Origin of the sequence: Glaciecola sp. KUL10, assembly GCF_003203515.1 — a bacterium.
Lineage (GTDB): Bacteria > Pseudomonadota > Gammaproteobacteria > Enterobacterales > Alteromonadaceae > Glaciecola.
In genome coordinates this window covers 23,454-49,151 of record NZ_BGNG01000003.1, presented here as the reverse complement: position 1 = coordinate 49,151, position 25,698 = coordinate 23,454, and the positions used below count along the sequence as shown (strand labels likewise).

Genomic DNA, 25,698 nt, shown 5'->3' with positions numbered 1-25,698 from the left:
TTCAAAAGCCAGCAATTGCTGGCTTTTTGTTTAATACATTTTTAATTCCATTTTTCTAATCTACTCTCTTTATCAATTATACCTCGAATTCTTTTTGTTTTTAGTGTTGGCTTAATGTTTGCTTTAATCTGCTAAATGACAATCTTTCGTCATTCATTTCCCTTAAATCGGAGTGAATATTTGTATGTTCGAAACTGCAGAAATTGAAATTTTAAAAGACGCGATTCTTCAATTGGAGCCAAAGTCGCCCGGTAGTGCACTTAATTTGACTGCACTAACGCTTAATCGCATGCCTGATGATTCGTGGTTCAAGGAAAGGCGCTCATCTATCGGTGAATACATAAAGCAAATGTCGGGTAATGTACTTACGGCAAGACATGACGGGACAACTGAAAGACTAAATGCCATCGTTCACGGGCGGGCACTTTCTTTAAAATATGATTTGCCATTCAAATTTAGTTGGGCGACCGATGTGGGTTCTATTCATAACGATTTGATCAGCATTGATAACAATCTGCCTAGCTATTTCTCAGAGACCTTTATCGAGCAACACTACATCACATTTGATGAAATGAAAAAATATAAGCTCTCAAGTCAAAGCCCCACTCCCGCTGAATATATTTCGGGTCTTCGATATTCTAAATTACTAAAGCCCGCGGAGTTGCAACATGTTTTGCAAAGTTATTGTAACTTGGTGGGGCCTGAGCGATTCAACGATGCACACTTAATAAGAAAAGAATTAAATCAAGCATTATCAGAAGTTTTTAGTTCGAGCTACCATCAAGAATTTAAGCGTTTGGACGCGATCGTTAGCAAGCAATCAGTTGGTATTCATTATCGAGGAGGCGATGTTATTTTTGGCATTAGTCGGCATGAAATGAATGGAGTATGGGGAAAATCATTTGCGCTACCTGCTGTTGAAAAATTAATACAAGAGAATCAAAAGAGAGATGTAATTATCTTTGGCACTCCCTTGGGCGATACAAAAGATGAGCTATTTTATCTCAAAGAAAAGTATTCAAATGTGTCATTGAGTCTAAAGTTTTTAGAGGGGGATTTTGACGGTGTAGTAATAGATTCATACATAATGTCGTTGTGCCGTCAACTTTATAGCGCTGGGAATACGGGAGTGGCTGTGCTAGCGAATCTATTTAATCCAAAGTTGTTAAACAGTCAAATTGCGCCTCAACAATATTTTGATACTCTAAAATCTTCTTTCAATGAGTCTGAAGGAAGTGATTATAAACCCCTGCAACGCTCGTTTATCAACATACAATTATATTTGCTCGCCAAAAGCTTAAAACGACCTAGTTCAGAGTGCGATCTTTATTTAGAGAATGTTAAAACACTAGACCCAGAAAATAGGCTGGAATGGCAATGAAGAAAGCACTGATCACTGGCGTTACAGGCCAAGATGGTTCTTATCTCGCTGAGTTATTGTTGAGTAAGGGATATGAAGTTCATGGGCTTAAGCGTCGAGCTTCTTCGTTTAACACCGAGCGCATCGACCATATATTCCAAGATCCGCATGTTGAGAATGCTAAGTTTATTTTGCACTATGGCGATTTATCTGACAGTTCAAATCTAACGAGAATTCTTCAACAAGTGCAACCTGATGAGGTCTATAACCTGGGTGCTCAGTCTCACGTTGCCGTTTCGTTTGAGTCACCGGAATATACTGCAGATGTTGATGCACTCGGAACCCTAAGAATACTCGAAGCAATCAGGTTACTCGGTTTAGAGAAGAAAACTAAGTTTTATCAAGCTTCTACTTCTGAATTATATGGGCTCGTTCAAGAGAGTCCTCAAAAAGAAACAACTCCTTTCTATCCTAGGTCACCCTATGGCGTTGCCAAGCTGTATGCATATTGGATCACTGTGAATTATCGTGAATCTTATGGCATGTTTGCCTGTAACGGCGTTTTGTTTAATCACGAATCGCCAAGAAGAGGCGAAACCTTTGTGACCAGAAAAATAACAAGGGGGTTGGCCAATATTTCACAAGGATTAGAAACCTGTATACACATGGGGAATCTGGATGCCAAGCGCGACTGGGGGCATGCCAAAGATTACGTTCGCATGCAGTGGATGATGTTACAACAAGACGAAGCAAAAGATTATGTGATTGCGACAGGTATTCAATATTCAGTTCGACAATTCATTCAGTGGAGTGCTGAAGAACTGGGTATTACTCTCGAGTTCACCGGCCAAGGCCTTAGTGAGATTGGGACGGTAGTGGCCGTTGATAACTCAAAAAGTCCTGCGCTTTCTGTAGGTGACGTTATCATTAAAATTAATCCTCGATACTTTAGACCTGCAGAAGTCGAAAATCTATTGGGTGATCCCACTAGGGCCGAGCAAGAATTGGGCTGGAAACCAGAAATAACAGTCCAACAGATGTGTGCTGAAATGATCCGGAATGATTTGGAAATCGCTAAACAGCATGCCTGTTTAAAGAATAATGGATTTGATATTCCTGTTTGTGCGGAGAATTAATGTTCAAGCGTATTTTATTGACGGGTGCAAGCGGTATGGTGGGTAAAAACATATTAGAATGTACGCATTTTAATAAGCACCGATTGCTAACGCCCTCTAGTCGTGAGCTAAACCTACTTGAAATAGATGCTGTTGCAAAATACTTCGACCAAAATGATATAGATTTGGTGATACACGCTGCTGGTGAAGTAGGTGGAATTCAAGCAAACGTTAAGTATCCTATAAATTTTTTGGTTCAAAATACTCTGATGGGAATTAATCTCATCAATACTGCTCATCAAAGCGGTATCAAAGATTTAGTGAACATTAGCTCTTCTTGTATGTATCCCAGAAACGCAGTCAACCCAATATCAGAAGAGCAGTTGTTAAACGGTGAGCTGGAGCCTACCAATGAAGGTTATGCACTGGCAAAAATTACATCCACCAGACTATGTGAGTATATCAACCGAGAGGATCCCTCATGTCGATATAAAACGGTGATTCCCTGCAATCTCTATGGCAGATACGACAAATTTGGGCCGAATAATTCTCATATGATTCCAGCCGTTATTAGAAAGCTTATCCAAGCTAGAGATAATAAAAAAGCATCTGTTGATATATGGGGAGATGGGCTTGCCAGAAGAGAGTTTTTATACGCGGCAGATTTAGCGGAGTTTTTGGCATATGCCATTAACAATTTTTCAGATATGCCTCAAAACATAAACGTTGGGCTGGGGGACGATTACTCAATTAATGAGTACTATCAAATTATTGCGGATATCATTGGTTATAAAGGTGTATTTGAAAATGACTTATCAAAGCCAACAGGCATGCAGCAAAAGCTAGTGGATATCAGCCTGCTCAAGCAGTTCGGGTGGCACCATACAACCTCACTAAAAGACGGAATACAAAAAACGGTGGAATATTACGAAGGAGTAAATCATGAGTAACTATCCGCTAGCAAGTAACACATGGGACAAGGATGAGCTAGCAGCAATTCAGCAAGTCATCGATTCTGGTATGTTTACGATGGGTAAACATGTTGCAGATTATGAACATAACTTTGCAGAGTTCTTTGGTTCAAACTACGCTGTGATGGTCAATTCAGGTTCCACAGCAAACCTACTTATGATTGCTGCTATGTTTTACACGCAAAATAAAAACATAAAGCTTAAACGCGGTGACGAAGTCATCGTGCCGGCTGTTTCATGGTCCACAACTTATTTCCCACTGCAGCAATATGGTTTGAAAGTTAAATTTGTAGATATAGATGAAGCAACCCTAAACATCAATCTTGAGTCACTTGAAAAAGCCATCACCCCCAACACAAAAGTTATATTTTTAGTTAACTTACTGGGTAACCCAAATGATTTTGATGAGATAAAGCGGATCATTGATAGTCGCAACATAACAGTGTTAGAAGATAACTGCGAATCGATGGGAGCACAGTACAAAGGAAAATATGCTGGTACTTTCGGCCTAATGGGTTCGTTCAGTTCGTTTTTTAGTCATCATATAGCGACCATGGAAGGCGGGTGCATCGTTACCGACGATGAAGAGCTTTATCATATTCTTTTGTGTTTAAGAGCACACGGTTGGACGAGGGATTTACCTAAAAACAATCACATTGTGGGAGAAAAAAGCGATGATTGGTTTGAAGAATCATTTAGGTTTGTGTTGCCTGGTTATAATGTGAGACCGCTAGAAATGAGCGGGGCCATTGGTATAGAACAGTTAAAAAAGTTGCCAAATTTTATTCACGTTAGACAGCAAAATGCGTTGTATTTCCAAGTTCTCTTTAAAGATCACCCTTACATTCGGATCCAATCAGAAACAGGCTCTAGCAGTTGGTTCGGGTTCTCGCTAATAATCAAGGATGGAGCACCATTCTCAAGAGCAGATTTAGTTAATGTACTAAAGGAAAATAAAATCGACTGCAGACCAATCGTTACTGGAAATTTTGTAAAAAATATAGGCGTGTTAGAGCATTTCGATTACGAAGTGGTGGGCGATCTTATAAATGCTGAAGAACTCGATAAATCTGGTTTATTTGTGGGAAACCAACAAACCGATATCACAAGCAATATTTTGTTTCTTTTCCACACTATACAGTCGTGTCTTTGTGATAAAAATGTAGATGGCTAAAATAACACTTTGTTGAATATTGGTGTAACGCGTCGAGACCATTCTGGTTATGAGTCTTGAAACCAGTGCTTACAGCGTTTGACAATGAAAGGCGATGTTTCTGTACTTTTAGGCATATCCTTTTTCACGGTTTGCATTGAGGATGGTTTATTTGCTTTGGTCACGGGCCCAATTGCATTTCGAATCACCTCACATAGAATGGTAATTATATTTTGGTACGAAATGCATAGATGCAATCACATTTGACTAAAATGCCGCTCAACTAAACTAAAATGTGACTCAATTAACTTAGCTGTTAATTCTTGCTTCGGTTGCTCAAATACTTCTTTGGTCAAACCGGATTCAATGACTTGTCCCTTGTCTAATACCATTACTGAGTCACTAATGTGCCTTATGATCCCAAGATTTTGTGAAATAAATACAAAAGCTAAGCCAAGCTCTTCTTGTAACGCTAATATGAGATTAACGGTTTGCGAGCGAACAGATGGATCAAGTGCAGCAAATGGTTCGTCGGCTACGACTACTTTGGGCTCTAATATTAATGCGCGAGCTAAGGCAACCCTTTGTTGTTGACCGTCAGAAAGCATGTGACGATAAAAATAGTAATGCTCACGCAACAGTCCAACCTTTACCAAGATATCTTCTATTTTTTGTTTTCTGTCTAAGGCATCAAGTTCGGTATTCAGTAATAGTGTTTGGTCCAGCATCGAACCAATTGTCACCGCAGGGTTGATAGCATCTTTTTTGTGCTGAAGAATTAAACGGATATCTTTGTTTGATTGGTGTAGGTGCTCTTTAACCAAACCTTGCCCCTCAAGCTCTATCTCCCCTTTAATTGGTTTTATTCCTCCCACCAAGGCTTTTGCTAAAAGCGTTTTACCTGAGCCATTGTTGCCAGTAATCGCCAAAGTCTTACCTTTTTCCAACGAAAAGCTAATAGGACCTAATTCAAAGCACTCTGTTTTGCTTAAAAGTGTTCTTTTCGTTTTGTAGGTGTAGACCAAGTCTTTAACTCGTAAAACACAACTCATTCGTTTTCACCCTTCAGTTCTTCGATAATTTGCCCTAAAGCACTTTTAGGCGATGCTTGTTGTGGCATGCGCTGATAGAGTTTCGTTTCGGTCTGCCCCGCTTCTTGTTTTGCGGAAACCTTATCAATATTTTGCTTTTTCGCTTTACCTTGACCTGAATTCGGCATGTGTAGCGGGAAGTGGCAGCTGTATGTATGATTTTGGATACTTCTAAGTTCTGGTACTTTAACACAATCTCGTTTTGCACTAGGACATCTTGGCCCCAAGCGACACCCTATTGGCAAGTGCTGAAGGGTAGGGATTGTGCCTTTAAGCGTTGAAAGTTTTGATTTAGGCGGCAAGTTTGTTTGAAAACTAGGCGCACTGTCTAAAAGTGCTCTGGTGTAAGGGTGCAATGGTCGCCTATGTAAATGTCTCACTTTTCCTGATTCAACCGTTTGTCCACAGTATAAAACAGTCATCGTATGCGCCATACTGGAGATCGCTAACAAATCATGACTGACAAATAAAATACCTAAATTTTTAGTCTCGTTTAACCTTGTCAGTAACTTTAATATCTGGTTTTTTGTAGTTGACTCCATACTGCGAGTTGGGTCGTCAGCAATTAAGATAGCTGGCTCTGATACAAGTGCCATGGCAATCATAAATTTTTGACTAATATCGACTGCGATTTCGTGCGGGTACCTGTTCATACAACTGACATGATCTTTAATACCAACTTTGTGAAGCAAACTGATGGCAATCTCTTTTCTTTGCTTACGTTTTTGCCAAAATGCACCAGACCCTACAAATTCTGGCGGAATACTTTCTTCTAGTTGATCGCCCAATGTTGCAGAAGGATCAAGTGATGATGTAGGGTCTTGAAATACAACCGCAATCTCTCGTCTCATTATTTGACGCCTTTGCTCTTGCGTCATCGCCATCAAATTTTGGCCTTTCCAAGTTAATCTATCAGCGGTAATTGTCCAATGATCAGGAACCGCACCAATAATTGAACGCACTATTAGACTTTTACCTGATCCAGATTCGCCAACTAATGCCCTGATTTCACCTTCATTTACGGTGAGACTGACTTTATCAAGTGCTTTTACGCGTTCTGTGCCAGCGTCGATTTCCAGCGTGAGGTTTTTGATGTCTAGTAAAGGCATTAGTGTATTAACCTATTTCGCAAGGCAGATCGCAAACCTTCACCTACGATATTCACCGATAAAACGAGCATGAAAACGCATAGGCCAGGCACAATTACCAACCAAGGTGCTACATAGGCAGATTCTAGGCTTTGCGATAACATAGCGCCGAGTTCTACTGTTACTCCCTGTGCCCCAAGGTTTAAAAAGCCTAATGCTGAAATGTCAATAATCGCAATTGAAAGAGCGATGGTGCTTTGGACTGCGAGTAATTCAAACATGGCTGGCAGAATTGAATGCCAAAAAATCCTGAATTTTCCAGCACCATCTAGCTTGTCTAATAATATGTAGTCTTTTTCCATTTCATTGCGCACAAACGTTCGGGTCTGATGCACAAATTGCGGTATCAAAGCCAATATAATTGCCAGCATCGAGTTGATAAGACCGGTGCCCAGAATCGCAACGATAATAATCGCGATTAATAGCGTTGGAATAGCGAGTAGAGCATCTAAAAAGTGATTCAAGATACTGGAACGTACACCAGATGACATGCCGGCCAAGGTCCCTAACGTTACTCCAACAATCAGTGCAACTGCAACAAGCACTACTGATGAAACAAAGGTGGTTTGACTGCCATACAATACTCTTGCAAACACATCGCGACCAAGACTGTCGGTTCCTAAAAGGTGTGAAATACTGCCATTACTGGCCCAAGAAGGCGGCAATAATAAAGCATTAGTATTTTGTAAACTTGGATCATAAGGTGCGAAAATAGGCCCGACAATGGCGATAGTACAAAAAACGAGTAATACCGCTAGCCCAGCGAGGGCAAAATGGCTTTGTTTAAACTCTAGCCAAATGTTCTTAATCGGAGAGGGCTGAAACTCTTCTTGGTATAAATTAAACTGAGACACGTTCAAATCTGTCCCTTGCAGGGTCGATTGCTCGACTTAAAAACTCAATAGTGATTGTTAATGTCACTACAAATACTGAAACTACAAGCATGCCCATTCGTATTGCAGGGTAGTCTCGTTGATAAATTGCTTGGATTAACCAACTTCCAATACCTGGCCACGAAAATATTGTTTCGACCACCATTGCATTCGTAATGAGCGTTGATACTTGCAAAGCCATGAGAGGCAAAATGGGTAATAGGGCATTGCGCAGGCCGTGCTTGAAGAAAATTTGTGTAGTAGTGAAGCCTCGTGATTTAGCAGCATCGATATACCCCATTTCCATCACATCCATAATACTTCTTCTGGCAAAACGAATGAAAATAGCAGTTGTTACAATCGCGATGGATAACGTTGGTAAGGCTAAATGTTTAAATGCATCGATGTAGGCCGCCGATTTGTTATCAATATTTGAATAAAAAATATCGAGCAAAATAAAGCCACTTTGATGAGGGATATCGAAGAGTAGGTTGATTCGACCGGACAGTGGGAACATACCTGCTTGTAATGAAAAAATAGTGATGAAAATCAGTGCTAGCCAGAAGACGGGGAAGGAATAGCTGATAACGCTATAACACACTACGCCAAAATCAAAAGGTTTATGGTGATTTAAGCCGCCGATAAAGCCTATGGGAATACCTATAAATACTGCGACAAGGAGTGCATAAAGCGTTAATTCTATTGTGGCAGGAAATGCGATTTTTATTTCACTTAACAAGTCCGCTTGGGAAACGAAACTCACCCCCCAGTTTCCAGCAAATAGATTACTTAAATAGTGCCAAAATTGAGAAAATATACTCTGGTCGAGTTTATAAGCTTTTTCAAGTGCTTGGCGCTGGGCATCACTTTGCGGCACTATACCTGACATATTGGTGAGAACATCACCAGGAAACAAATATGCTAGAGCAAATGAGAAAACGATCAACACACCAAATGTAATGGTCAATAGGTTTAGATAGCGAATTAACAATGTGATCATGGTTTTCGCACCACGTTATCAAAACGAATACCGCCAAAGGGGTTAATGACCATTCCATCAATATCATTTGAAATTGCTTGATATTGAAACGCATGTGCAATAGGCACCAATGGCGCTTCGTCAAATAAAAGTTGATTTGCCCGATGATAAAGCACTTTTCGTTGCTCAAAATCATCAGTAAGTAAAGCCGCTTCGATGATGGCATCGTATTGTCGATTGCACCACATCGCTCTGTTAGTCCCCGAAGGGATAGCTGCACATGTTAGAAGTGGACGATAGAAATTATCAGGGTCTCCGTTATCAGCAGACCAACCGATCAAAACTGAATCATGCATGCCTAGCCGTAAATTCTCTCTAAATCGATTCCAATCGTAACTTACAATTTCGACGTTTATCCCTACCGCCTCTAAATATGCGCTCATTAATTGTGCCATTTTCATTGCATTAGGATTGTATGCACGCTGAACGGGCATGGCCCAGATGGTCATGGCAAAATCATAAGCAATTCCAGCCTCATCCAACAAACGCCTAGCTTCGACTGGATTATAACCACTTTCACTTGCATTTGGCTGATATGCCCAAGAGGCAGAAGGAACAAGGTTTTTAGCGCGTGTAGCTTGGCCCAAATAAATAGCTTCTATCAATGATGTTTTGTCTATTGCAAGCGAGAGTGCTTTTCGTACATTGGGATTATTAAATGGCGGTTTACTTGTGTTAAATGCCCAAAAACCCACGTTTAATCCCGGTTTTTGCATAAGGGTTAAATCTTCACGCTGACTGATAACTTCTAAATCAGCTTGAGAGGGAAAAGCAACTGCATCACACTCTCCAGTGATTAACTTAGCGAACCTAAGTGAACTTTTTGGCGTGATATCAAAAATAAGGTGCTTTGCACCTTTGGTCTCCAAAAAATAATCAGGATTGCGCTCAAACCTTATGTATTGATCTTTGCGGTAGCCAACAAATCGATATGGACCAGTTCCGATAGGTGATTTATCCAATTGACTTGGTGAACCTGCCGCCATAAGCTGCATTGCATATTCGGCAGAGAGTACTACTGAAAAATCAGTTGCAAGATTTGCAAGGAACGAGCTATCTGGCTTGTGGAGTGAAATTTCTACTCGATAGCCATTAATGCGTTTAACATCCTTAATCGTATTTTGAAGGTTTAGGCTGTCAAAATACGGATAACTACCGCCAGATACTGCATGATAAGGATGGCTTGCTTTGCGCCATCTATCAATACTGAAAATCACATCGTCAGCATTAAAATTGCGCGTAGGCGTAAAATATGACGTTGTATGAAATTTAACGTCCTTACGCAATTGAAATGTATAGGTCAGTCCATCCCTACTGACTAACCAACTGCTGGCAAGTCCAGGTTCAATACGTCCATTTTCTGGATCAAACTCTAACAAACGATCGTAAATTTGATGAGCTGAAGCGTCGGCCGTCGTGCTCGAGGTATCTAGCTGAGGGTTAAAGGTATTGGGACTGCTCTCAGAACAAAATGTAATACCATCTTTATCTACTGTTTCAGTCGGTTGCGAACACGCTTGAAGCAGGCCGGCTAGCCCTATGGCAAAGCAGCGAAAAAGAGCTAAATTGAACGCGTTCAAGTGCTTCTTCGGTTTCATTATTCTTCGGCGTTATCGAGTAAATTATATTTCTTCAAATATCCTCTAAGTTGATGATACGTCAACGAAAGCTTCTCTGCAGTTTTTTTCTGGTTAAATTGCGCATCTTTTAGTGCTTGCTTTATTAAATCAATCTCAAAATTTTGGGATGTTTCCTTTAGGTCAATCGGAAAAGTAAGAGGCACCGTAGTGTCAGTGCTAGATTTCTCAGATGTTTCGCTTAGGATTTGTTCATCTATGGCTGAAGAAACGCTATCAACTGCAATTTGCTTAGGGGCCTTTGTACGAGATTTAGGTCTAAAAGCTGATTCAAAAGGGTCCAGCACAATATCGTGAACAGGCAAGTGCGGATTGTTTCGATAGACTGCGCGCTCAACCACGTTTTTTAATTCACGAATGTTCCCAGGCCAGTCGTATTCAAGCAGTTTACTTTTTGCTTTTGCGCTGAATCCACTAAATAGCTCAAGCTCTAATTCTCGAGCCATATTGATCGCAAAGTGCTCTGCTAACATCATGATGTCTTCTTGCCTATTGCGCAGGGGCGGAATCGTCACAACGTCAAATGCAAGTCTGTCTAATAAATCAGCTCTAAACTCACCTTGATCCGCAAGCGTCGGGAGGTCTTCATTAGTGGCCGCAATTAAGCGCACGTCAACCTTGACAGTACGAGTGCCACCTACACGCTCAAATTCGCCATATTCGATAACTCTAAGCAGCTTTTCTTGGATAAGTGCCGAGGTGTTTGCAAGTTCATCTAAGAATAACGTGCCGTTATCGGCATATTCAAAGCGTCCTTCTCGTCGTTTTGATGCGCCGGTAAATGCGCCTGCCTCGTAACCGAAAAGCTCACTTTCCAGTAAGTTATCATTCAATGCAGCGCAATTTAGTTTAACGTAGTTTTGCTCCCACCTTTGAGACAAAAAGTGAAGGCGGGCAGCGATGAGTTCTTTACCGGTTCCGCGTTCGCCTATTACTAAGACCGGTTTATTGAGCGGCGCAATCTGCGATATTTGCTCAAGAATCTCTAAAAAGCTATTGGCTTGTCCAAGAAGATTATCTTGTTGTCTAAAACGACTCATTATGTGACCTATTATATATACTAGTAACGAGTTAAGGTGCCAAGCATTTGAGTTATGGAAAACAAATGAACAACAAAACACACTTAATTAGTCAATTTCGCTAATTAATAGTGTACTTCATAAAATCACAAAACTCTGTAAATATCTGAAATTTAATAATATCCATAATAAACAATGGCTTAACTGTTATTTTTAAGTTGGCAAGCATATTGAATAGGTATTAGTAAGTTTGAACGGCGTGATACTCACATCTCGTTCTTAATTAGAAATTACGACAAACAGCAGAGGTAATTATTATGGGTATATTTTCAAGATTCACAGATATTGTTAACTCGAACATTAACGCACTTTTAGATAAAGCTGAAGATCCAGAAAAATTGGTTCGTCTTATTATCCAAGAAATGGAAGATACCTTAGTTGAGGTTCGCTCTGCTTCAGCAAAGACTATCGCAAATAAAAAGGATGTTGCGCACCAAATAAGTAAATACGAAGCGGAAGAAGCTGAGTGGGCAGCGAAAGCTGAACTTGCGCTAAGTAAAGACCGTGAAGATTTGGCAAGAGCCGCTCTACAAGAGAAGAAAAAGTCTGCTGAAGCTGCAGCGACACTCAAGTCAGAGCTTGAGCTTATTGAAAACGAGTTGGCTAAGTTGCAAAGTGAAACAGCACAGCTTCAAGAAAAGCTAGCAGATGCAAAGAGCCGTCAAAAAACGATAATTATGCGACAAAAGACGGTAAGTTCTCGTCTTGAAGTTAAAAAGCGTCTAGATAGTTCTAATATCGATGCGGCCATGGGAAAGTTTGAGCAATTTGAGCGTAAAATTGATGGCTTGGAGTCACAGGTTGAAGCCTATGATATAGGTAAAAAGACGTTGAAAGACGAATTTGCAGAACTTGAGTCAGATAGCAAAATTGAAGATGAACTAGCTGCTCTTAAAGAAAAAATGAAAGGTAATAGTGCACCGTCTAAGCCAACTGCGGTTAAGACGGCGAGCAAAGCTAAAAAAGCTTAAGCTAAAACATTGTTGAGTGGCGTGTTATGTGCCACTCTTTAATTAATAAAAACGAATTCGATAGGGGTTACCTGAATTCGAAACCGTTAGCACTATTACACTTTAAGGAGATCGAAAATGGATGAATTGATCGTTATATTTATGGGCGTTCCTTTAATCTTATTCGTTTTATTTGTTGCGCCTATCTGGCTCATATTGCATTACAAGAGCAAGAAGCAAGTTAGCCAAGGGTTATCAGAAGAAGAATTTGCAAGCTTGCAAACCTTAGCGGAAAAAGCCGAATTGATGTCTGACCGTATTCAAACCCTTGAGCAAATTCTTGATGAAGAAGCGCCTAAGTGGAGGGAAAGAGCATGAGTGGATTTGATAGAACAAAAACGCTTTATAGAGATTCAAAAAATGCTCGTATAGCAGGTGTTTGCGCTGGTATAGCCGAATATTTTGGCTTAGAGAAATGGTTGGTCAGAATCCTTACTGTTACTGCTTTTTTCTTACTAGCGGGCCCTTTTGTTATTGTTACTTACATCGCCGCTTGGTTTATTTTAGATAAAAAACCGATTGGGTATAGCGACGATATGACTTCGAAAAATGCTTATGTACCCAATCCGGTTTCGCCAAGTGGCGAGTACGCTGGTAAAGGCTACAAAAATGCACAGGCAAATGGCGATAGTAAAATTGAAGTTAAATCTAGAGTTTGGCAAGCAGGTGAACCTCCTAGACAAGCTTTTTTTGATATCCAACAAAGGTTTAGAGGAACCGAAACTCGGTTAAGAAAGCTTGAAACTTATGTAACTTCAAAAGAGTTTCAATTGAATCGAGAAATTAGTCGGCTTTAGGTATAAATTCCTATATTTATCAAAACTAGCTATTCATTCTGTTTGCACACACAATCCAGTAAAAACGCCGCTTCAAGCGGCGTTTTTTTATTTGACGTTAATGCTTGGTAATAGCACGAGTGTAAACAAATAATTACAAAAGTTTGAATTATCATCACCACTTGGAAAGCCAAAAGATGGTTAAAAAGTGAAAATTAAGTAACATCCGCACATCATTTTTAACATTGTCGTGAAGTAATGAGTAAAAGCACTAGTTATTCATCGAAGCAAATTGATGAGCAAGGCTTGATCGAATGGTCAAATGAGGAAAATGAAACTTGGAAGTTGTTATACGAGCGTCAAATTGAGCTTCTCAAGGGACGTGCTTGCAAGGAGTATATGCAAGGTATTGAGTTGCTCAAGTTGCCGAGTGACTGCATTCCACAACTTCCTGATATAGACGAAGTTTTGATGCGTGAAACTGGTTGGCAAACGGCGGCTGTCCCCGCATTGATAAACTTTACAGAATTTTTTACCCTGTTGGCTAATAAGCGTTTTCCTGTCGCTACGTTTATAAGAAGCAAGGACGAGTTCGACTACCTCCAAGAGCCTGATATTTTTCATGAAATATTCGGGCATTGCCCGTTGCTCACTAATCCAGCATTTGCACACTTTACACATGTCTATGGTCAGTTGGGTTTAGCCGCGAGCAAAGAGGATCGTATTTACCTCGCTAGACTTTATTGGTTTACAGTTGAATTTGGCTTAGTAAAAACAAATGAAGGGCTTCGGATATATGGTGGTGGTATATTATCGTCGCCAGGCGAGACTCACTACGCACTTGAAAGTAATGAGGCAATTAGAAAGCCCCTTGTGCCTATTGATGTGTTAAGAACCCCTTATCGAATTGATATAATGCAACCCTTATATTACATTTTAGAGCAGTTCGACGATCTATTTGAAATCTCTAAAATGGACATCATGGCAATGGTCGAAGAAGCTAAAAAGCTCGGTTTGTTTGAACCACGATTTCCTCCCAAACAAAAACTTGCAAGTTGATTGTCAACTTAAAACAGACAACCGCTTGAAATGATCAGGAAAAAGCGTGCATGCTATGCGCGGTTTTTCTGATCTTCGCCACTACCTCTGCGTAAAAATGGACAGATTAAGCAAATTCACCTCGGGGTGACAAACACGGACAAAATATCATGCGCTTGGAAATAACATGTCAGGACAGGTTAGGCATCACTCAAGATGTTCTCGATATTCTTCTGGAGTACGAGATTGACCTACGCGGAATCGAAATTGATGAGACGGGCAAAATCTTTTTAGACTTTCCAAACATAGAGTTTGAAGACTTCACACACTTAATGCCAAAAATCAGAATGATTGAAGGTATCGACGATGTTAAAACCACGCCATTTATGCCAATACAGCGAGAGAGAAACCAACTTCGCGCGCTGTTGAGAACGTTACCGGATCCTTGCTTTTCAATAGACACGAGTGGCCGTATTATTCTCTTTAATGACGCTGTTTTAAGCGGATTAGAGATGCCAACGGAAGAAATTTTAAAGCTCAATATTGATGAAGTTATCACAGGCTTCAGTTTCACTAAATGGCTTGACCGAAAAGAGACCTACGCGCAAACGCAAAAAATCAAGTTTATTGAACAAGACTACATCGCGGATATCTTGCCTGTTGATGTGCCTGACTCTGACAAATCTGTGTTGGCAGGTGCAGTAGTGATGCTTAAGTCCGAGATTCGCCTTGGCAAACAGATGACAGCACTTAATAAAATGTCTAATAACGGTTTCGCAGGACTCAATGCTCAAAGCACCGCGATGAAAAAGTTAATAAAAGAAGCCAAGTCAATGTCGGCCTTAGACGGTAATATTTTAATTTACGGTGAAGCAGGTACTGGTAAAGAGGTTATCGCACGAGCATGCCATGAAAGTAGTAAGCGCGTTGATCAACCAGTTGTCACTATTAATTTTGCGGGTTTGCCAGACGATATTGCAGAAACGGAACTCTTTGGTAGTGATACGCATACCGGAAAACTTGAGCAGGCACAAGAAGGTACCTTGATACTTGATGAGGCATCTGAAATGTCTGAGTCATTGCAACTCAAACTGTTGCGCGTCTTGCAAGAACAGCAGGCGACGATTAAAGGCGAGCCTATCGAGTTAGACATTCGGTTTATAGTGCTGACTAGCAAAGACATTGGTGAGATGGTTGATATGGGCACCTTCAGGGAGGACCTGTTTTATCGGTTAAATGTTTTGACCTTAGTCGTGCCGCCATTAAGAGAAAGAAAAGCTGACCTTGTAGGCTTATCAGAAACTATTGTTAGAAAACATGCGAAAAAACTAGGTATTCGCCCTCCTAAACTCAGCAAATCGTGTGTTGATTATTTACAAGGATATCCATGGCCCGGCAATATTCGTCAACTGGAGAATGCGCTATATAGAGCAATCACTTTAATGGAAGGGAATGAAATCACCCGAGAAACCATTCAGTTGCCAAATTGCAGTGCTACGGTCAGCTATATTGATGATGATTTTGATGGGACACTTGACCAAGAAGTTAAACGCTTTGAGAAAGACTTGTTAAAGCGACTATATCCTTCATATCCAAGTACTCGCCAATTAGCTCGCAAACTCGGCTTAAGTCATACTGCAATCGCGAATAAATTGAGAGAGTATGGAATTAGCAAGGCTTCTGTAAAGTATTGAGTACAAAAGTTCTCTGTAGCCGTTATAAAAAAGGGCGAAATAGTAATATTTCGCCCTTTTTTATTTATCATCTATGCTTTGTATTATTGCCGTGCAACTTTAGACTATCGACATTGACAGAATAGCGTCCAATAACGATTTTGTTAGATTAAATATTTTAAAACAAACATAAAAAACAACGTTAGAAAATAAGGGTAACGATGAAGCTAGCAACCTACAAAAATGGCTCCAGAGATGGCCAACTGGTCGTAGTGAACAAAACGCTCACAAAAGCATGTTTTGTGGATGGTGTACCAACGATGCAGTATGCAATCGACAATTGGGCGGGGCTTGAGAGCGACCTACAGTCCCTTTACGCAAAACTATGCGAGGGTGAAGTTGATGATAGCTTTGAATTTGAGCAAACATTGTGCGAAAGCCCATTGCCCCGCGCCTATCAATGGGCGGACGGAAGTGCTTATGTCAATCATGTCGAATTGGTCAGGAAAGCCCGCGGTGCAGAAATGCCTGAAAGCTTTTGGACGGACCCGTTGATGTATCAAGGTGGGTCAGATGATTTTATAGCGCCTTGCGACGACATTGAATTACCCAGTGACGAATGGGGAATTGATTTTGAAGGCGAAATTGCTGTAGTGACCGATGATGTCCCTATGAGTGTAAGTGCTGATGACGCACTAGCGCATGTAAAGCTAATTATGCTTGTTAATGATGTGTCACTCAGAGGACTTATTCCTGGCGAGTTAGCTAAAGGGTTTGGTTTTTTTAACTCAAAACCTGCAAGTGCATTTTCGCCTGTTGCTGTGACCCCTGACGAGTTAGATGACTGGAAAGATGGAAAGCTTAACTTACCTTTAATATCACATTACAATGGCGCTCTATTCGGGAAGCCAGAAGCTGGGGAAGATATGACTTTCCACTTTGGACAGTTAATTGCTCACGCAGCAAAATCTAGAAATTTAGGTGCAGGTGCAATTATCGGCTCAGGCACCGTGTCTAATAAACAAGGCACGGAGTATGGCACTGCTGTGACTGAGGGGGGAGTAGGTTATTCATGTATTGCTGAAGTTAGAATGATCGAAACAATTCGTGACGGTAAACCCTCTACCTCATTTATGAAATTTGGTGACCAAATAAGAATGGAAATGTTTGACAAAAATGAACAGTCAATTTTTGGCGCGATCGACCAAAGAGTAAAACAATCATGAGCCTAACACTACACGGATATTGGCGGTCTTCTGCCACCTATCGCGTGCGTATCGCCATGAACTTAAAAGGGCTGTCTTATGATTATCAGCCCGTTCATTTGGTCAAAGACGGTGGCGAACAAAAATCTGAGGCCTATAGTCGATTAAATCCAACTCAATTGGTGCCAACATTAGTTGACGATGATGAAGATATTATTTTAAATCAATCGCTATCTATCATTGAGTATCTAGATGAAAAATACGAGCAGGGTTGCAAACTTCTGCCAGAACATACTCTAGATAGAGCAAGAGTGCGGTCTGTTGCTTATGATTTAGCCTGTGATGTACAACCTATCACGAATCTTAGAATATTAAATAAGTTAAAAGGTGATTTTGAGGCTGACGCAACTTATATTGAAAGTTGGCAACAGTTGTGGATGTCCAAAACGTTTAGCGCGCTCGAGAAGAAGTTAGCGACCCGAGCTGGTAAGTTCTGTTTTGGGTATGATGTGAGTTTGGCAGATATTTGCTTAATTCCTCAAATTTATAATGCAAAGCGTTTCAATTTAGATATGAAGCAGTTTCCATTGATTTCTAAAATTAATGAAAACTGCAATAGTCTTGATGCGTTTATAAAAGCACTTCCCGAGAATCAAATCGATGCCAATTAGACGTTTTTGATTGGCAACTCGGTTGTGTTTTTGACTTGCTTAAGTGCAAATGTTGAGCTTAAGTGATCGACTAAAGGTAGGTGAGTCAGCTTGGTCTTAAGTAAGTGTTCGTATTCTTCTATACTTTCAACAATGACTTTAAGTAAATAGTCTTTCTCCCCACTTGTCGTGTGACACTCCACAATTTCATTTATTTCTTGTACGGCGCTTTCAAAGTCAGTTAAAGAGTCACCGTCATGATTTTTTAATGTCACATAAATAAAAACAGACACACCCAGATTAAGTTTTTTGGAATCTAATAATGTCACTTTTTGGCGAATGACACCATCAGCTTCCATTCTTTTCACACGTCGCCAACAAGGTGTGTGAGATAGCCCTACATATTGACTCAATTCCGCCATTGATACAGTGGCGTCTTTTTGCATTACGCGAAGTATTTCTCTGTCAAACTTATCTAATTTCATTTATTAATCCATTTAGAGCGAATATCATTTTGCAAGCTTCATTATAGGATACTTATCCTCAATTGCGAAAATAAATATCACATTAATTTAACAATACAATTGTTTACGGCATTAATTAGCAAAGCTGTTTTAGATATTTAACGCATACTATGTGCTAATTAAAATAATAAGCGATTCGACTAACCGTATAACAAGAGGTCACAATGTCAGTTTTTGAGCATCCAGATTTTGATCAGCATGAGCACGTTGCATTCCACCAAGATCCAATTAGCGGACTAAGCGCCATTATTGCAGTTCACAACACAAACCTTGGTCCTGGACTTGGAGGTTGCCGGATGTTTAATTATGCCGATTCACAAGCTGCGTTAACCGATGTTCTTCGTCTTTCTAAGGGGATGACATATAAGGCTGCGATGGCGTCTTTGCCATTAGGAGGAGGAAAATCAGTTATTATTGGCGATCATCGTTCACAAAAAACGCCTCACATGATGGAGCAAATGGGACGATTTGTCGAAAGTTTAGACGGTCAATATGTGATTGCTGAAGATTCAGGTATCAGTGTTTCCAATGTTATCGATATGGCTAAACATACTAAACATGTTGGCGGAGTAGGAGGCAACTTACAATTTGATGGTAGCCCTGCGGATGGCAATCCTGCACCAGCAACAGCATACGGCGTGTTTGTTGGCCTTCGAGAAGCAGTTAAATACAGGCTAAATAAAGGCTTGGGCGAGGTAAGCGTTGCTATAACGGGAATTGGTAGTGTAGGAATGCGCTTGGCTGAGCATCTTTATAATGCCGGTGCTAAGATTTTTGTCGCAGATGTTTTTGAGCCCAATTGTAAAATCGCAAAAGAGCGTTTTGGTGCTACGATTGTAAGCGTTGAAGATATTAGTACTCTAGATGTAGATGTCTTTGCTCCTTGTGCGTTAGGCAATGCAATCAATCAAACTAATATTAACCTGATAAAGGCGAAGGTAATTTCAGGTGCGGCTAACAATCAGCTTCAGCACCCTGAAATTGGCACAGAACTTCACGCTAGAGAAATATTGTATGCGCCTGATTACGTAATCAATGCAGGTGGGATAATCGATATTCATCATCAAAAAATCGCCAGTAAACCAGAGGCTATTAAAACTCATCTCGAAAAGGTCGCACAAACGTTAAATACTGTTTTTGAACGTTCGGAGTCTCAAGACTTACCAACCTCATTAATTGCAGATCGGCTTGCAGAAGAGCGTTTTAGCTAAAATAGTACTTTGAGCACTTCAATTTATAGAGGATGAGTTCAGTTACGCAAATTTGAATGCATATTGAGCACTTGACTCATATATGCAACAAAATCAGTTGCAACTCCTATGCTAGTTGTTCATAATCCACACCGCTTGAACGACACTCAAGCGGTTCACAATGGTGAACCTTGGTTCTCTCGCAATAACAGTTTGGAAACCCGGTCAGGCCTGGAAGGGAGCAGCCGTACCAAAGGACTTATGTGCCGAGATGTGGCTGAGGTTTGCCACCTAACTTATCGTTTTTTATTATTCGCAACTACTCACTAGGCTTTGGATGCTCGTCCAAATACTTAGTGGCGTTTTCTATCGCTTGTGCTACGTTCATCTCCATCTGTTGACGCTCTGATGCCGGCAAGTAAAAAGCCATATCGACTTCATACCTAATATAACGTGGTGGCATTTGATTTAACACTAAACAAGTCAAGTCAGCTAAATAGTCTGAAGATTTCTTTTTATCGAGGCCTAAAGCAACAATTTTCTCAAGGACTAAATGCTCATAGTAGTTGTGTATATCGTCGTCTAATTTCATTGTTTGGTTCCTGTTTTACTCTTGAACTGGCGGTATTTTAAGCAATGTTTTTCTTTTTTCGCTCGTGTAACAATAAGTGTACTAAAAAGTGATCCTTTTATCTTTTTCTAAGTGTACTACAATATGGACAGACCAGTATTGTTCGTGCAAACTTTACTCGCGTCAACTTTATAAAAATTATAATTTAATAAAAAGCATAGGGAACATTATGTTTAACAAAAAACGACTAGCAATATCCATTGCCGGTGCACTCGCACTTGGCCTTAGTTCACAAACAAGCCTAATCGCACAAGAATCAGAAGCTGATACTGAAACGGTAGAGAAGATTCAGGTAACTGGTTCTCGTATTGCGAGAGCGGAAGCATCTACACCATCTCCAATTGTGACAGTTAGCCAAGAAGAGATTCAGCGTTTTGGTACACCTGACCTAGGTAGCATGCTTGCAGAGCTGCCAGCGATCGCTGCGGGTTCAACTCTCATCGGTAACAATAACAGCAACGCAAACGCCGGTTTGAGTTCACCTGACTTACGTTCACTTGGTGCAAACAGAACACTTACGCTTGTTAATGGCAAGCGCCACGTCGCAGGTACGCCTTTTTCATCAGCTATTGATACAGGAACGATTCCTGCTGCAATGATCGAAAGAATCGAATTAATCACAGGTGGTGCATCGGCCATTTATGGTTCTGATGCGGTATCAGGTGTTATTAACATCATTCTTAAAGATGACTACGAAGGTACCGAAATTCAAATGAATGGTACTCGCGATATGGAAAGCATTGATTACCAAACACATGGGTTCAGCGTGCTTTCAGGTTCTACAAGCGATGACGGTCGTGGCAACGTTACTTTCTTTGCTGGCTATGACAGAATCAAGCAAGTTATGCGTCCACAACTGCAACAGGCAGAAGCTAACGGTACTATCGCAAACCCAGATAACACCGGTGAAGAAGACGGTATTCCAGACCGTTTGCGTGTTCCTTTTGTTGGTTCAGAAATGATCAACGCATTTGGTGTTTTAAACCCATTTGGCGGCGGTCCGCGTATTACATTTAATCCAGATGGTTCTCCGCGTGATCAAGTTTCTCGTGATGGTACTAACAGCTTTGCGTTTGGTAACTTTAGTGAGCGCTTCGACTCAGTATTCTTTACAGATGAGTACATCAACTACATTCCAGACCAAACAACGATGACCCTAGCGTCAACATTCCGTTACGACATCACTGACGATCTCCGTTTTTACGGTGACTTCAAATATGTAGACAAGGAAATTGCGCAGCAGTTCCAACCGTCTTTCCGTTTCGGTAATATTTCTATCAACGCTACTGATAACCCTTACCTCGACGAAGTAACTCGTCAGCGTTTGTTCGATAATGGTCAGACAGGTAACGTTCAGTTCTCTCGTTTCTTTGATGATATTGGTAACCGTTCAGCATCTAATGATCGTAAATTATTCCGTGTAGTTGCTGGTTTTGACGGTATGTTTGAGTTATCTGATACGCTAATCGACTACGATGTGTTCTACACGCGTGGTGAAACTTCAAATATTCGTCGTACTCTTAATGACTTAATCCCTACTAATTTTACTGCTGCACTAGATTCTGTTATTGACCCAGCAACGGGTGAAATTGCTTGTAGAAGTCAAGTTCCTTCAGCCCAAGGTGAAGGTTACACTGACCCTGCAGCAGTGAATGGCGGAAATTGTGCTCCGTTTAATCCGTTTGGATTCGGACAAGCAAGCGCTGCGGCGGTTGATTTTGTCTCGGGCGATGTTCAGCGCGAAGATGAAATTACACAGGAAGCATACGGTGCAAGTTTGAGTTTCGATTCTGCAGAACTCTTTGAGTTACCAGGTGGTCCAATCGGATTCGCATTTGGTTATGAGTTTAGAGAAGAGACTGCTAATACAATCACTGACGAATTTACTCAACAAGGTTTCTTCACTAGTGCGCCAACTCCAAATTCTTCTGGTGGTTATGATGTAGAAGAATTCTTCGGTGAGGTTCGTTTGCCTATATTAGCTGATATGACTTTCGCTGAAGAGCTATCAATCGATGCTGCTTATCGCTCTGCTGATTATTCTCATGCAGGTTCTGCAGATTCATGGCAAGTTGGTTTCATGTGGGCGCCTATTGAATCATTAAGAATTCGTGGTACCTCTGGGGAGTCTGTTCGTGCACCAAACGTAAACGAAGCCTTTAGCCCTCAATCACCTGGTTTCTCGAACATTAATGACCCTTGTGATAGAGATAACATCGACAACGACCCAGACCGCACCGCAAACTGTGCTGCCTTGGGTATTCCGTTACCATTTGATGCAAACGATAACGTAAGTATCCAAACACTTAGCGGTGGTAACCCAGATCTATTCTCTGAAACTGCGACCTCAACAACTATTGGTTTAGTATTTGAGCCGAGCTTCGTTGAGAATTTAACGGTTACACTTGACCATTACGACATTGAAATTGAAGATGCGATTCAGCAGGTTTCGGCGCAAGATATCCTAGATAATTGTGTTGATGCAACGGGCGGCCCTGATGCTGCATTCTGTAGTGCAATCGACCGCGACCCAAGTACTAATGACGTTGTGCTTGTTCGCTCTGGTTTTATTAACTCATCAGCTTTCACTACAAAAGGTATAGAAGCACAAGTCCTTTATTCAACTGACCTGTCAAACTTTGACCTTCCAGGTGAAGTACGTTTAAGACTACAAGCTAACCAGTTGTTAGAACTTAACGAATTTGCATTCCAAGAGCGTCCGGACGAAATCAACGTAGAAGACGGCGAAGTAGGTGACCCAGAGCTACAGTGGAGAACTAGTATCGACTACCGTATCGATGATATTTCTTTCAACTGGTCTAGCCGTTTCATTGATCGTTCATTTACACTCGATATTTCGCCAGGCGGTGATATACCTGAAGATACTTCGCCTGCGTTTGTTCCATCTATCTGGACACACGATTTCTCAGTCAGATACGACTACACTGAGAACGTAGAAGTATTCTTTGGTATTCGTAATGCATTTAACAAAGTTCCACCAAGCTATTCATTCAACGCGTTGTATGACTTACTTGGTAGACGTGCTAATGCTACAGTTACAGTAAGATTCTAAGTTTTTAACTAGATTTTGCATTTCAAAAACGGCCGATTTATCGGCCGTTTTTTTTGTTTTCGGCGCAAGTCCCTACAAAGTTTCTTCATGTGAATAAAAAGCGTACAAAACCTCAATGAGGTCGATCTCGCCACTTAGATAATTGTCAAGTTATTTAATACGGCTAAAGTCGCAGATAAACCCCTCTTCAATCTTGACATTTATGTAACATCCTGTGAGTATTTGCGATGGGTGCCCCCTATTATCGGGCGAGCACGTAGCAGAATAATATAAAAAGCCGCGTCGAAGTTTTTCGGCGTAAACATCAAAATATTGGTTGGGAATATGTCCAAAATGAGCAAGAGAACTCTAATCGCGTCATGTGTAGTGGGTGCATTCGCACTTGGCAACACAGCGTTCGTCTCTGCGGATCCACTTACAGACTTGAAAAACGAAGAAGTGAAGATTCAAAAAGCAGCTGCGAAATCTCAAGAGAAGATAAATAACTACTTTGAACAATCGCAAGAGTTATTAGTTGAATACAGACAAGTACTAGATTCAACTGAGAACTTGAAAATATATAATGATTATCTTGCAAACTTAGTTGCAGACCAACAGCGCGGTATAGATTCGTTACAACGTCAAATCGATTCAATTGAAGAAACTAAGCAAAACATTGTTCCTTTAATGTTTAAAATGATCGATAGCCTTGAGCAATTCATCAATCTTGACGTGCCTATCAATCTTGAAGAACGTATCGAACGCGTTCAACGTCTTCGCGACTTAATGCAAAACTCTAATGTTACGGTTGCTGAGCGTTTTCGCCAAGTATTAGAAGCTTATCAAACTGAAAACGAATACGGTTCGTTAATATCTACTTATCAAGGTAATATTTCTGATGCTGGCACTGAGGTTACAGTAGATTTCTTCAACCTAGGCCGTACCGCTCTTCTTGCGCTTTCGCTAGACCAAAAGAACGCTTGGGTTTGGGACAACAATGCACGTAGTTGGGAAAAACTAGGTGATGAGTATCTTGATTCAGTGATCAAATCAGTCCGTATGGCACAAAACTTAGTACCTTACGACCTTATCAAATTACCAATTAAAGCTGCGGAGTAATCGGGAATGAAATCAACAATAAAAACCCTTGTTGCTGCTGCTACTATTGCATTGATCGCGCCGTTAGCTAGTGCGCAATCAGCATCAACATTGCAAGAATTATTAAACCAAGTTAAAAAAGACCGTGTGTCTGAAGCTAGAGTTAATGCTCAACGCGAAGCTGAGTTCCGTTCAGACCGTGCTGACAAGCAAGCATTACTTAGACGCGCTCAAGCTCAGTTAAAAGCTGAAGAAGATCGCGGTGATCGTCTAGCAGCTCAATTTGCTGCTAACGAACAAACACTTATCGACAAAGAAGTTGAATTAGACCAAGCTACAGGCGATTTGGGTGAAATGTTTGGTGTTGTTCGTCAAGCATCAGCTGACGCTTACGGCCGTATTTCAACATCAATTGTGAGCGCACAATATACTGGTCGTGAAGAGTTTCTTGCAGAAATGTCTCAAGATTCTAAAGGTCTTCCAAACATCAACGAGTTAGAAGAGCTTTGGTATGCACTTCAAACTGAAATGACCGCTTCTGGTGAAGTAGTTAAATTCAGCGCTGAAGTTATTGACTTAGACGGTGGTAAAACGACTCAAGAAGTTTTACGTGTAGGTACATTTAACTTATTCGGTGATCAAGGCTACTTAATCTACGATGATGAGAATAAGCAAATACAACCGCTAGGTCGTCAGCCAGACGGCTTCCAAGTTGCTACTACTCAAGACTTAAGAGACGCAACTAGTGGTGTCGTGCCAACATTTGTTGACCCTTCTAGAGGCGCTATACTTGGTCTACTGAAGCAAAAGGCAACAATGTCTGAACGTTACCATGCAGGTGGTCCAGTTGGATATACCATCACTGCTATGCTAGCGATAGGCCTATTAATTGGCTTGTACAAAATCGTAACGCTCTCTGCTGTAGGCGCGAAAATGAACGCTCAAGCTAAGAACATCGATAATCCATCTGATAAAAACCCACTGGGTCGCATTCTTAAGGTTTACGCAGATAACAAAACTGCTGATACTGAGTCACTAGAGCTTAAGCTAGATGAAGCGATTCTTCGTGAACTACCAAGAATCGAATTTGGTATAAACTTAATCAAGATTTTCGCTGCTATCGCACCGTTATTGGGTCTACTAGGTACGGTACTTGGTATGATTGAAACCTTCCAACAAATCACATTGTTTGGTACAGGTGACCCAAGAATCATGGCGGGTTCAATATCAATGGCATTGGTAACAACTGCACAAGGTATTATCGCAGCGTTACCTCTAATCCTAATGCACAGCATCGTTGCTGGACGCAGCAAGTCAATCGTTCACGTATTAGACGAGCAGACTGCAGGGTTTATTGCTACTCACGCAGAGTCGGAGTCTAAGTAA

Annotated in this window: 22 protein-coding genes, 1 other RNA gene and 1 pseudogene; 16 read left to right on the top strand and 8 right to left on the bottom strand. The window is 40.9% G+C overall.

Features of this window, described 5'->3' with window-relative positions:
• Positions 1 to 184 precede the first annotated feature (184 nt).
• The 4 genes from KUL10_RS06405 to KUL10_RS06390 are packed head-to-tail and all read left to right on the top strand — an operon-like array spanning position 185 to position 4,620.
• Positions 185 to 1,381, top strand: coding sequence for a hypothetical protein (locus KUL10_RS06405; RefSeq protein ID WP_110428095.1), 1,197 nt, complete (start codon positions 185 to 187; stop codon positions 1,379 to 1,381).
• A complete protein-coding gene (gene gmd, locus KUL10_RS06400; protein ID WP_199509195.1) occupies positions 1,378 to 2,496 on the top strand; it encodes a GDP-mannose 4,6-dehydratase in 1,119 nt (372 codons plus the stop codon). Before KUL10_RS06405 ends, gmd begins: the two co-directional genes overlap by 4 nt.
• Positions 2,496 to 3,425, top strand: coding sequence for a GDP-L-fucose synthase (locus tag KUL10_RS06395; RefSeq protein WP_110428093.1), 930 nt, complete (start codon positions 2,496 to 2,498; stop codon positions 3,423 to 3,425). The genes gmd and KUL10_RS06395 overlap by 1 nt, the downstream gene beginning before the upstream one ends.
• Positions 3,418 to 4,620 carry a DegT/DnrJ/EryC1/StrS aminotransferase family protein gene (locus KUL10_RS06390; protein WP_110428092.1) on the top strand — a complete coding sequence of 401 codons (1,203 nt, stop codon included), beginning with the start codon at positions 3,418 to 3,420 and terminating at the stop codon, positions 4,618 to 4,620. Before KUL10_RS06395 ends, KUL10_RS06390 begins: the two co-directional genes overlap by 8 nt.
• A 236-nt stretch (positions 4,621 to 4,856) precedes the next feature.
• Here the strand turns inward: KUL10_RS06390 and KUL10_RS06385 are convergent, their stop codons facing one another.
• The 6 genes and pseudogenes from KUL10_RS06385 to pspF form a co-directional block, all read right to left on the bottom strand.
• Positions 4,857 to 5,651 carry an ATP-binding cassette domain-containing protein gene (locus KUL10_RS06385; protein ID WP_110428091.1) on the bottom strand — a complete coding sequence of 265 codons (795 nt, stop codon included), beginning with the start codon at positions 5,649 to 5,651 and terminating at the stop codon, positions 4,857 to 4,859.
• A gap of 164 nt (positions 5,652 to 5,815) precedes the next feature.
• Positions 5,816 to 6,799: pseudogene (locus tag KUL10_RS06380) on the bottom strand (oligopeptide/dipeptide ABC transporter ATP-binding protein); the annotation flags it as partial.
• Positions 6,799 to 7,692 carry an ABC transporter permease subunit gene (locus KUL10_RS06375; protein WP_110428402.1) on the bottom strand — a complete coding sequence of 298 codons (894 nt, stop codon included), beginning with the start codon at positions 7,690 to 7,692 and terminating at the stop codon, positions 6,799 to 6,801. The gene KUL10_RS06375 and the pseudogene KUL10_RS06380, both read right to left, overlap by 1 nt.
• The gene (locus KUL10_RS06370; protein WP_110428089.1) at positions 7,679 to 8,710 is read right to left on the bottom strand and encodes an ABC transporter permease; all 1,032 of its coding nucleotides are present in this window, start codon (positions 8,708 to 8,710) and stop codon (positions 7,679 to 7,681) included. The genes KUL10_RS06375 and KUL10_RS06370 overlap by 14 nt, the downstream gene beginning before the upstream one ends.
• Entirely contained in the window at positions 8,707 to 10,347 is a 1,641-nt protein-coding gene (locus tag KUL10_RS06365) for an ABC transporter substrate-binding protein (protein ID WP_110428088.1), read from the bottom strand. The genes KUL10_RS06370 and KUL10_RS06365 overlap by 4 nt, the downstream gene beginning before the upstream one ends.
• Positions 10,347 to 11,426 carry a phage shock protein operon transcriptional activator gene (gene pspF / locus KUL10_RS06360; protein ID WP_110428087.1) on the bottom strand — a complete coding sequence of 360 codons (1,080 nt, stop codon included), beginning with the start codon at positions 11,424 to 11,426 and terminating at the stop codon, positions 10,347 to 10,349. Before pspF ends, KUL10_RS06365 begins: the two co-directional genes overlap by 1 nt.
• A gap of 296 nt (positions 11,427 to 11,722) precedes the next feature.
• Here pspF and pspA point away from each other — a divergent pair, with 296 nt between their 5' ends.
• The 7 genes from pspA (at position 11,723) to maiA (ending at position 17,838) form a co-directional block, all read left to right on the top strand.
• Positions 11,723 to 12,436, top strand: a complete 714-nt coding sequence (gene pspA / locus KUL10_RS06355) for a phage shock protein PspA (RefSeq protein WP_110428086.1) — start codon at positions 11,723 to 11,725, stop codon at positions 12,434 to 12,436.
• Between the two features lie 117 nt (positions 12,437 to 12,553).
• Positions 12,554 to 12,793, top strand: coding sequence for an envelope stress response membrane protein PspB (gene pspB, locus KUL10_RS06350; protein ID WP_110428085.1), 240 nt, complete (start codon positions 12,554 to 12,556; stop codon positions 12,791 to 12,793).
• A complete protein-coding gene (pspC, locus tag KUL10_RS06345) occupies positions 12,790 to 13,272 on the top strand; it encodes an envelope stress response membrane protein PspC (protein WP_110428084.1) in 483 nt (160 codons plus the stop codon). Before pspB ends, pspC begins: the two co-directional genes overlap by 4 nt.
• Before the next feature lie 237 nt (positions 13,273 to 13,509).
• On the top strand, positions 13,510 to 14,310 hold the full coding sequence (gene phhA / locus KUL10_RS06340) for a phenylalanine 4-monooxygenase (RefSeq protein WP_110428083.1): 801 nt from the start codon (positions 13,510 to 13,512) through the stop codon (positions 14,308 to 14,310).
• A gap of 149 nt (positions 14,311 to 14,459) precedes the next feature.
• Positions 14,460 to 15,983: a sigma-54-dependent transcriptional regulator gene (locus tag KUL10_RS06335; protein WP_110428082.1), complete on the top strand. Its 1,524-nt coding sequence runs from the start codon at positions 14,460 to 14,462 to the stop codon at positions 15,981 to 15,983.
• Positions 15,984 to 16,183: 200 nt separating this feature from the next.
• Complete coding sequence (locus tag KUL10_RS06330; protein WP_110428081.1) at positions 16,184 to 17,188, top strand: fumarylacetoacetate hydrolase family protein; 1,005 nt, start codon at positions 16,184 to 16,186, stop codon at positions 17,186 to 17,188.
• On the top strand, positions 17,185 to 17,838 hold the full coding sequence (gene maiA / locus KUL10_RS06325) for a maleylacetoacetate isomerase (protein ID WP_110428080.1): 654 nt from the start codon (positions 17,185 to 17,187) through the stop codon (positions 17,836 to 17,838). The genes KUL10_RS06330 and maiA overlap by 4 nt, the downstream gene beginning before the upstream one ends.
• On the opposite strand, the gene KUL10_RS06320 is transcribed toward maiA, so the two are convergent.
• Positions 17,835 to 18,302, bottom strand: coding sequence for an Lrp/AsnC family transcriptional regulator (locus tag KUL10_RS06320; protein ID WP_110428079.1), 468 nt, complete (start codon positions 18,300 to 18,302; stop codon positions 17,835 to 17,837). The genes maiA and KUL10_RS06320 overlap by 4 nt on opposite strands.
• Before the next feature lie 203 nt (positions 18,303 to 18,505).
• Here KUL10_RS06320 and KUL10_RS06315 point away from each other — a divergent pair, with 203 nt between their 5' ends.
• On the top strand, positions 18,506 to 19,552 hold the full coding sequence (locus KUL10_RS06315; RefSeq protein ID WP_110428078.1) for a Glu/Leu/Phe/Val dehydrogenase dimerization domain-containing protein: 1,047 nt from the start codon (positions 18,506 to 18,508) through the stop codon (positions 19,550 to 19,552).
• Positions 19,553 to 19,720: 168 nt separating this feature from the next.
• Positions 19,721 to 19,817, top strand: an RNA gene (gene ffs, locus KUL10_RS06310) — signal recognition particle sRNA small type.
• A gap of 33 nt (positions 19,818 to 19,850) precedes the next feature.
• On the opposite strand, the gene KUL10_RS06305 is transcribed toward ffs, so the two are convergent.
• Positions 19,851 to 20,123, bottom strand: a complete 273-nt coding sequence (locus KUL10_RS06305; RefSeq protein ID WP_110428077.1) for a late competence development ComFB family protein — start codon at positions 20,121 to 20,123, stop codon at positions 19,851 to 19,853.
• Between the two features lie 208 nt (positions 20,124 to 20,331).
• Between KUL10_RS06305 and KUL10_RS06300 the strand changes: the two genes are divergently transcribed.
• The 3 genes from KUL10_RS06300 (at position 20,332) to KUL10_RS06290 (ending at position 25,698) form a co-directional block, all read left to right on the top strand.
• Complete coding sequence (locus tag KUL10_RS06300) at positions 20,332 to 23,235, top strand: TonB-dependent receptor domain-containing protein (protein ID WP_110428076.1); 2,904 nt, start codon at positions 20,332 to 20,334, stop codon at positions 23,233 to 23,235.
• Between the two features lie 333 nt (positions 23,236 to 23,568).
• Complete coding sequence (locus KUL10_RS06295; protein ID WP_110428075.1) at positions 23,569 to 24,333, top strand: DUF3450 domain-containing protein; 765 nt, start codon at positions 23,569 to 23,571, stop codon at positions 24,331 to 24,333.
• 6 nt (positions 24,334 to 24,339) lie between these two features.
• Complete coding sequence (locus tag KUL10_RS06290; protein ID WP_110428074.1) at positions 24,340 to 25,698, top strand: MotA/TolQ/ExbB proton channel family protein; 1,359 nt, start codon at positions 24,340 to 24,342, stop codon at positions 25,696 to 25,698.

Excerpts from the sequence above, each read along its gene's own strand:
- KUL10_RS06405 (WP_110428095.1), top strand. The coding sequence starts at position 185 with ATGTTCGAAACTGCAGAAATTGAAATTTTAAAAGACGCGATTCTTCAA.
- gmd (WP_199509195.1), top strand. The coding sequence starts at position 1,378 with ATGAAGAAAGCACTGATCACTGGCGTTACAGGCCAAGATGGTTCTTAT.
- KUL10_RS06395 (WP_110428093.1), top strand. The coding sequence starts at position 2,496 with ATGTTCAAGCGTATTTTATTGACGGGTGCAAGCGGTATGGTGGGTAAA.
- KUL10_RS06390 (WP_110428092.1), top strand. The coding sequence starts at position 3,418 with ATGAGTAACTATCCGCTAGCAAGTAACACATGGGACAAGGATGAGCTA.
- KUL10_RS06385 (WP_110428091.1), bottom strand. The coding sequence starts at position 5,651 with ATGAGTTGTGTTTTACGAGTTAAAGACTTGGTCTACACCTACAAAACG.
- KUL10_RS06370 (WP_110428089.1), bottom strand. The coding sequence starts at position 8,710 with ATGATCACATTGTTAATTCGCTATCTAAACCTATTGACCATTACATTT.
- KUL10_RS06365 (WP_110428088.1), bottom strand. The coding sequence starts at position 10,347 with ATGAAACCGAAGAAGCACTTGAACGCGTTCAATTTAGCTCTTTTTCGC.
- pspF (WP_110428087.1), bottom strand. The coding sequence starts at position 11,426 with ATGAGTCGTTTTAGACAACAAGATAATCTTCTTGGACAAGCCAATAGC.
- pspA (WP_110428086.1), top strand. The coding sequence starts at position 11,723 with ATGGGTATATTTTCAAGATTCACAGATATTGTTAACTCGAACATTAAC.
- pspB (WP_110428085.1), top strand. The coding sequence starts at position 12,554 with ATGGATGAATTGATCGTTATATTTATGGGCGTTCCTTTAATCTTATTC.
- pspC (WP_110428084.1), top strand. The coding sequence starts at position 12,790 with ATGAGTGGATTTGATAGAACAAAAACGCTTTATAGAGATTCAAAAAAT.
- phhA (WP_110428083.1), top strand. The coding sequence starts at position 13,510 with ATGAGTAAAAGCACTAGTTATTCATCGAAGCAAATTGATGAGCAAGGC.
- KUL10_RS06335 (WP_110428082.1), top strand. The coding sequence starts at position 14,460 with ATGCGCTTGGAAATAACATGTCAGGACAGGTTAGGCATCACTCAAGAT.
- KUL10_RS06330 (WP_110428081.1), top strand. The coding sequence starts at position 16,184 with ATGAAGCTAGCAACCTACAAAAATGGCTCCAGAGATGGCCAACTGGTC.
- maiA (WP_110428080.1), top strand. The coding sequence starts at position 17,185 with ATGAGCCTAACACTACACGGATATTGGCGGTCTTCTGCCACCTATCGC.
- KUL10_RS06320 (WP_110428079.1), bottom strand. The coding sequence starts at position 18,302 with ATGAAATTAGATAAGTTTGACAGAGAAATACTTCGCGTAATGCAAAAA.
- KUL10_RS06315 (WP_110428078.1), top strand. The coding sequence starts at position 18,506 with ATGTCAGTTTTTGAGCATCCAGATTTTGATCAGCATGAGCACGTTGCA.
- KUL10_RS06305 (WP_110428077.1), bottom strand. The coding sequence starts at position 20,123 with ATGAAATTAGACGACGATATACACAACTACTATGAGCATTTAGTCCTT.
- KUL10_RS06300 (WP_110428076.1), top strand. The coding sequence starts at position 20,332 with ATGTTTAACAAAAAACGACTAGCAATATCCATTGCCGGTGCACTCGCA.
- KUL10_RS06295 (WP_110428075.1), top strand. The coding sequence starts at position 23,569 with ATGAGCAAGAGAACTCTAATCGCGTCATGTGTAGTGGGTGCATTCGCA.
- KUL10_RS06290 (WP_110428074.1), top strand. The coding sequence starts at position 24,340 with ATGAAATCAACAATAAAAACCCTTGTTGCTGCTGCTACTATTGCATTG.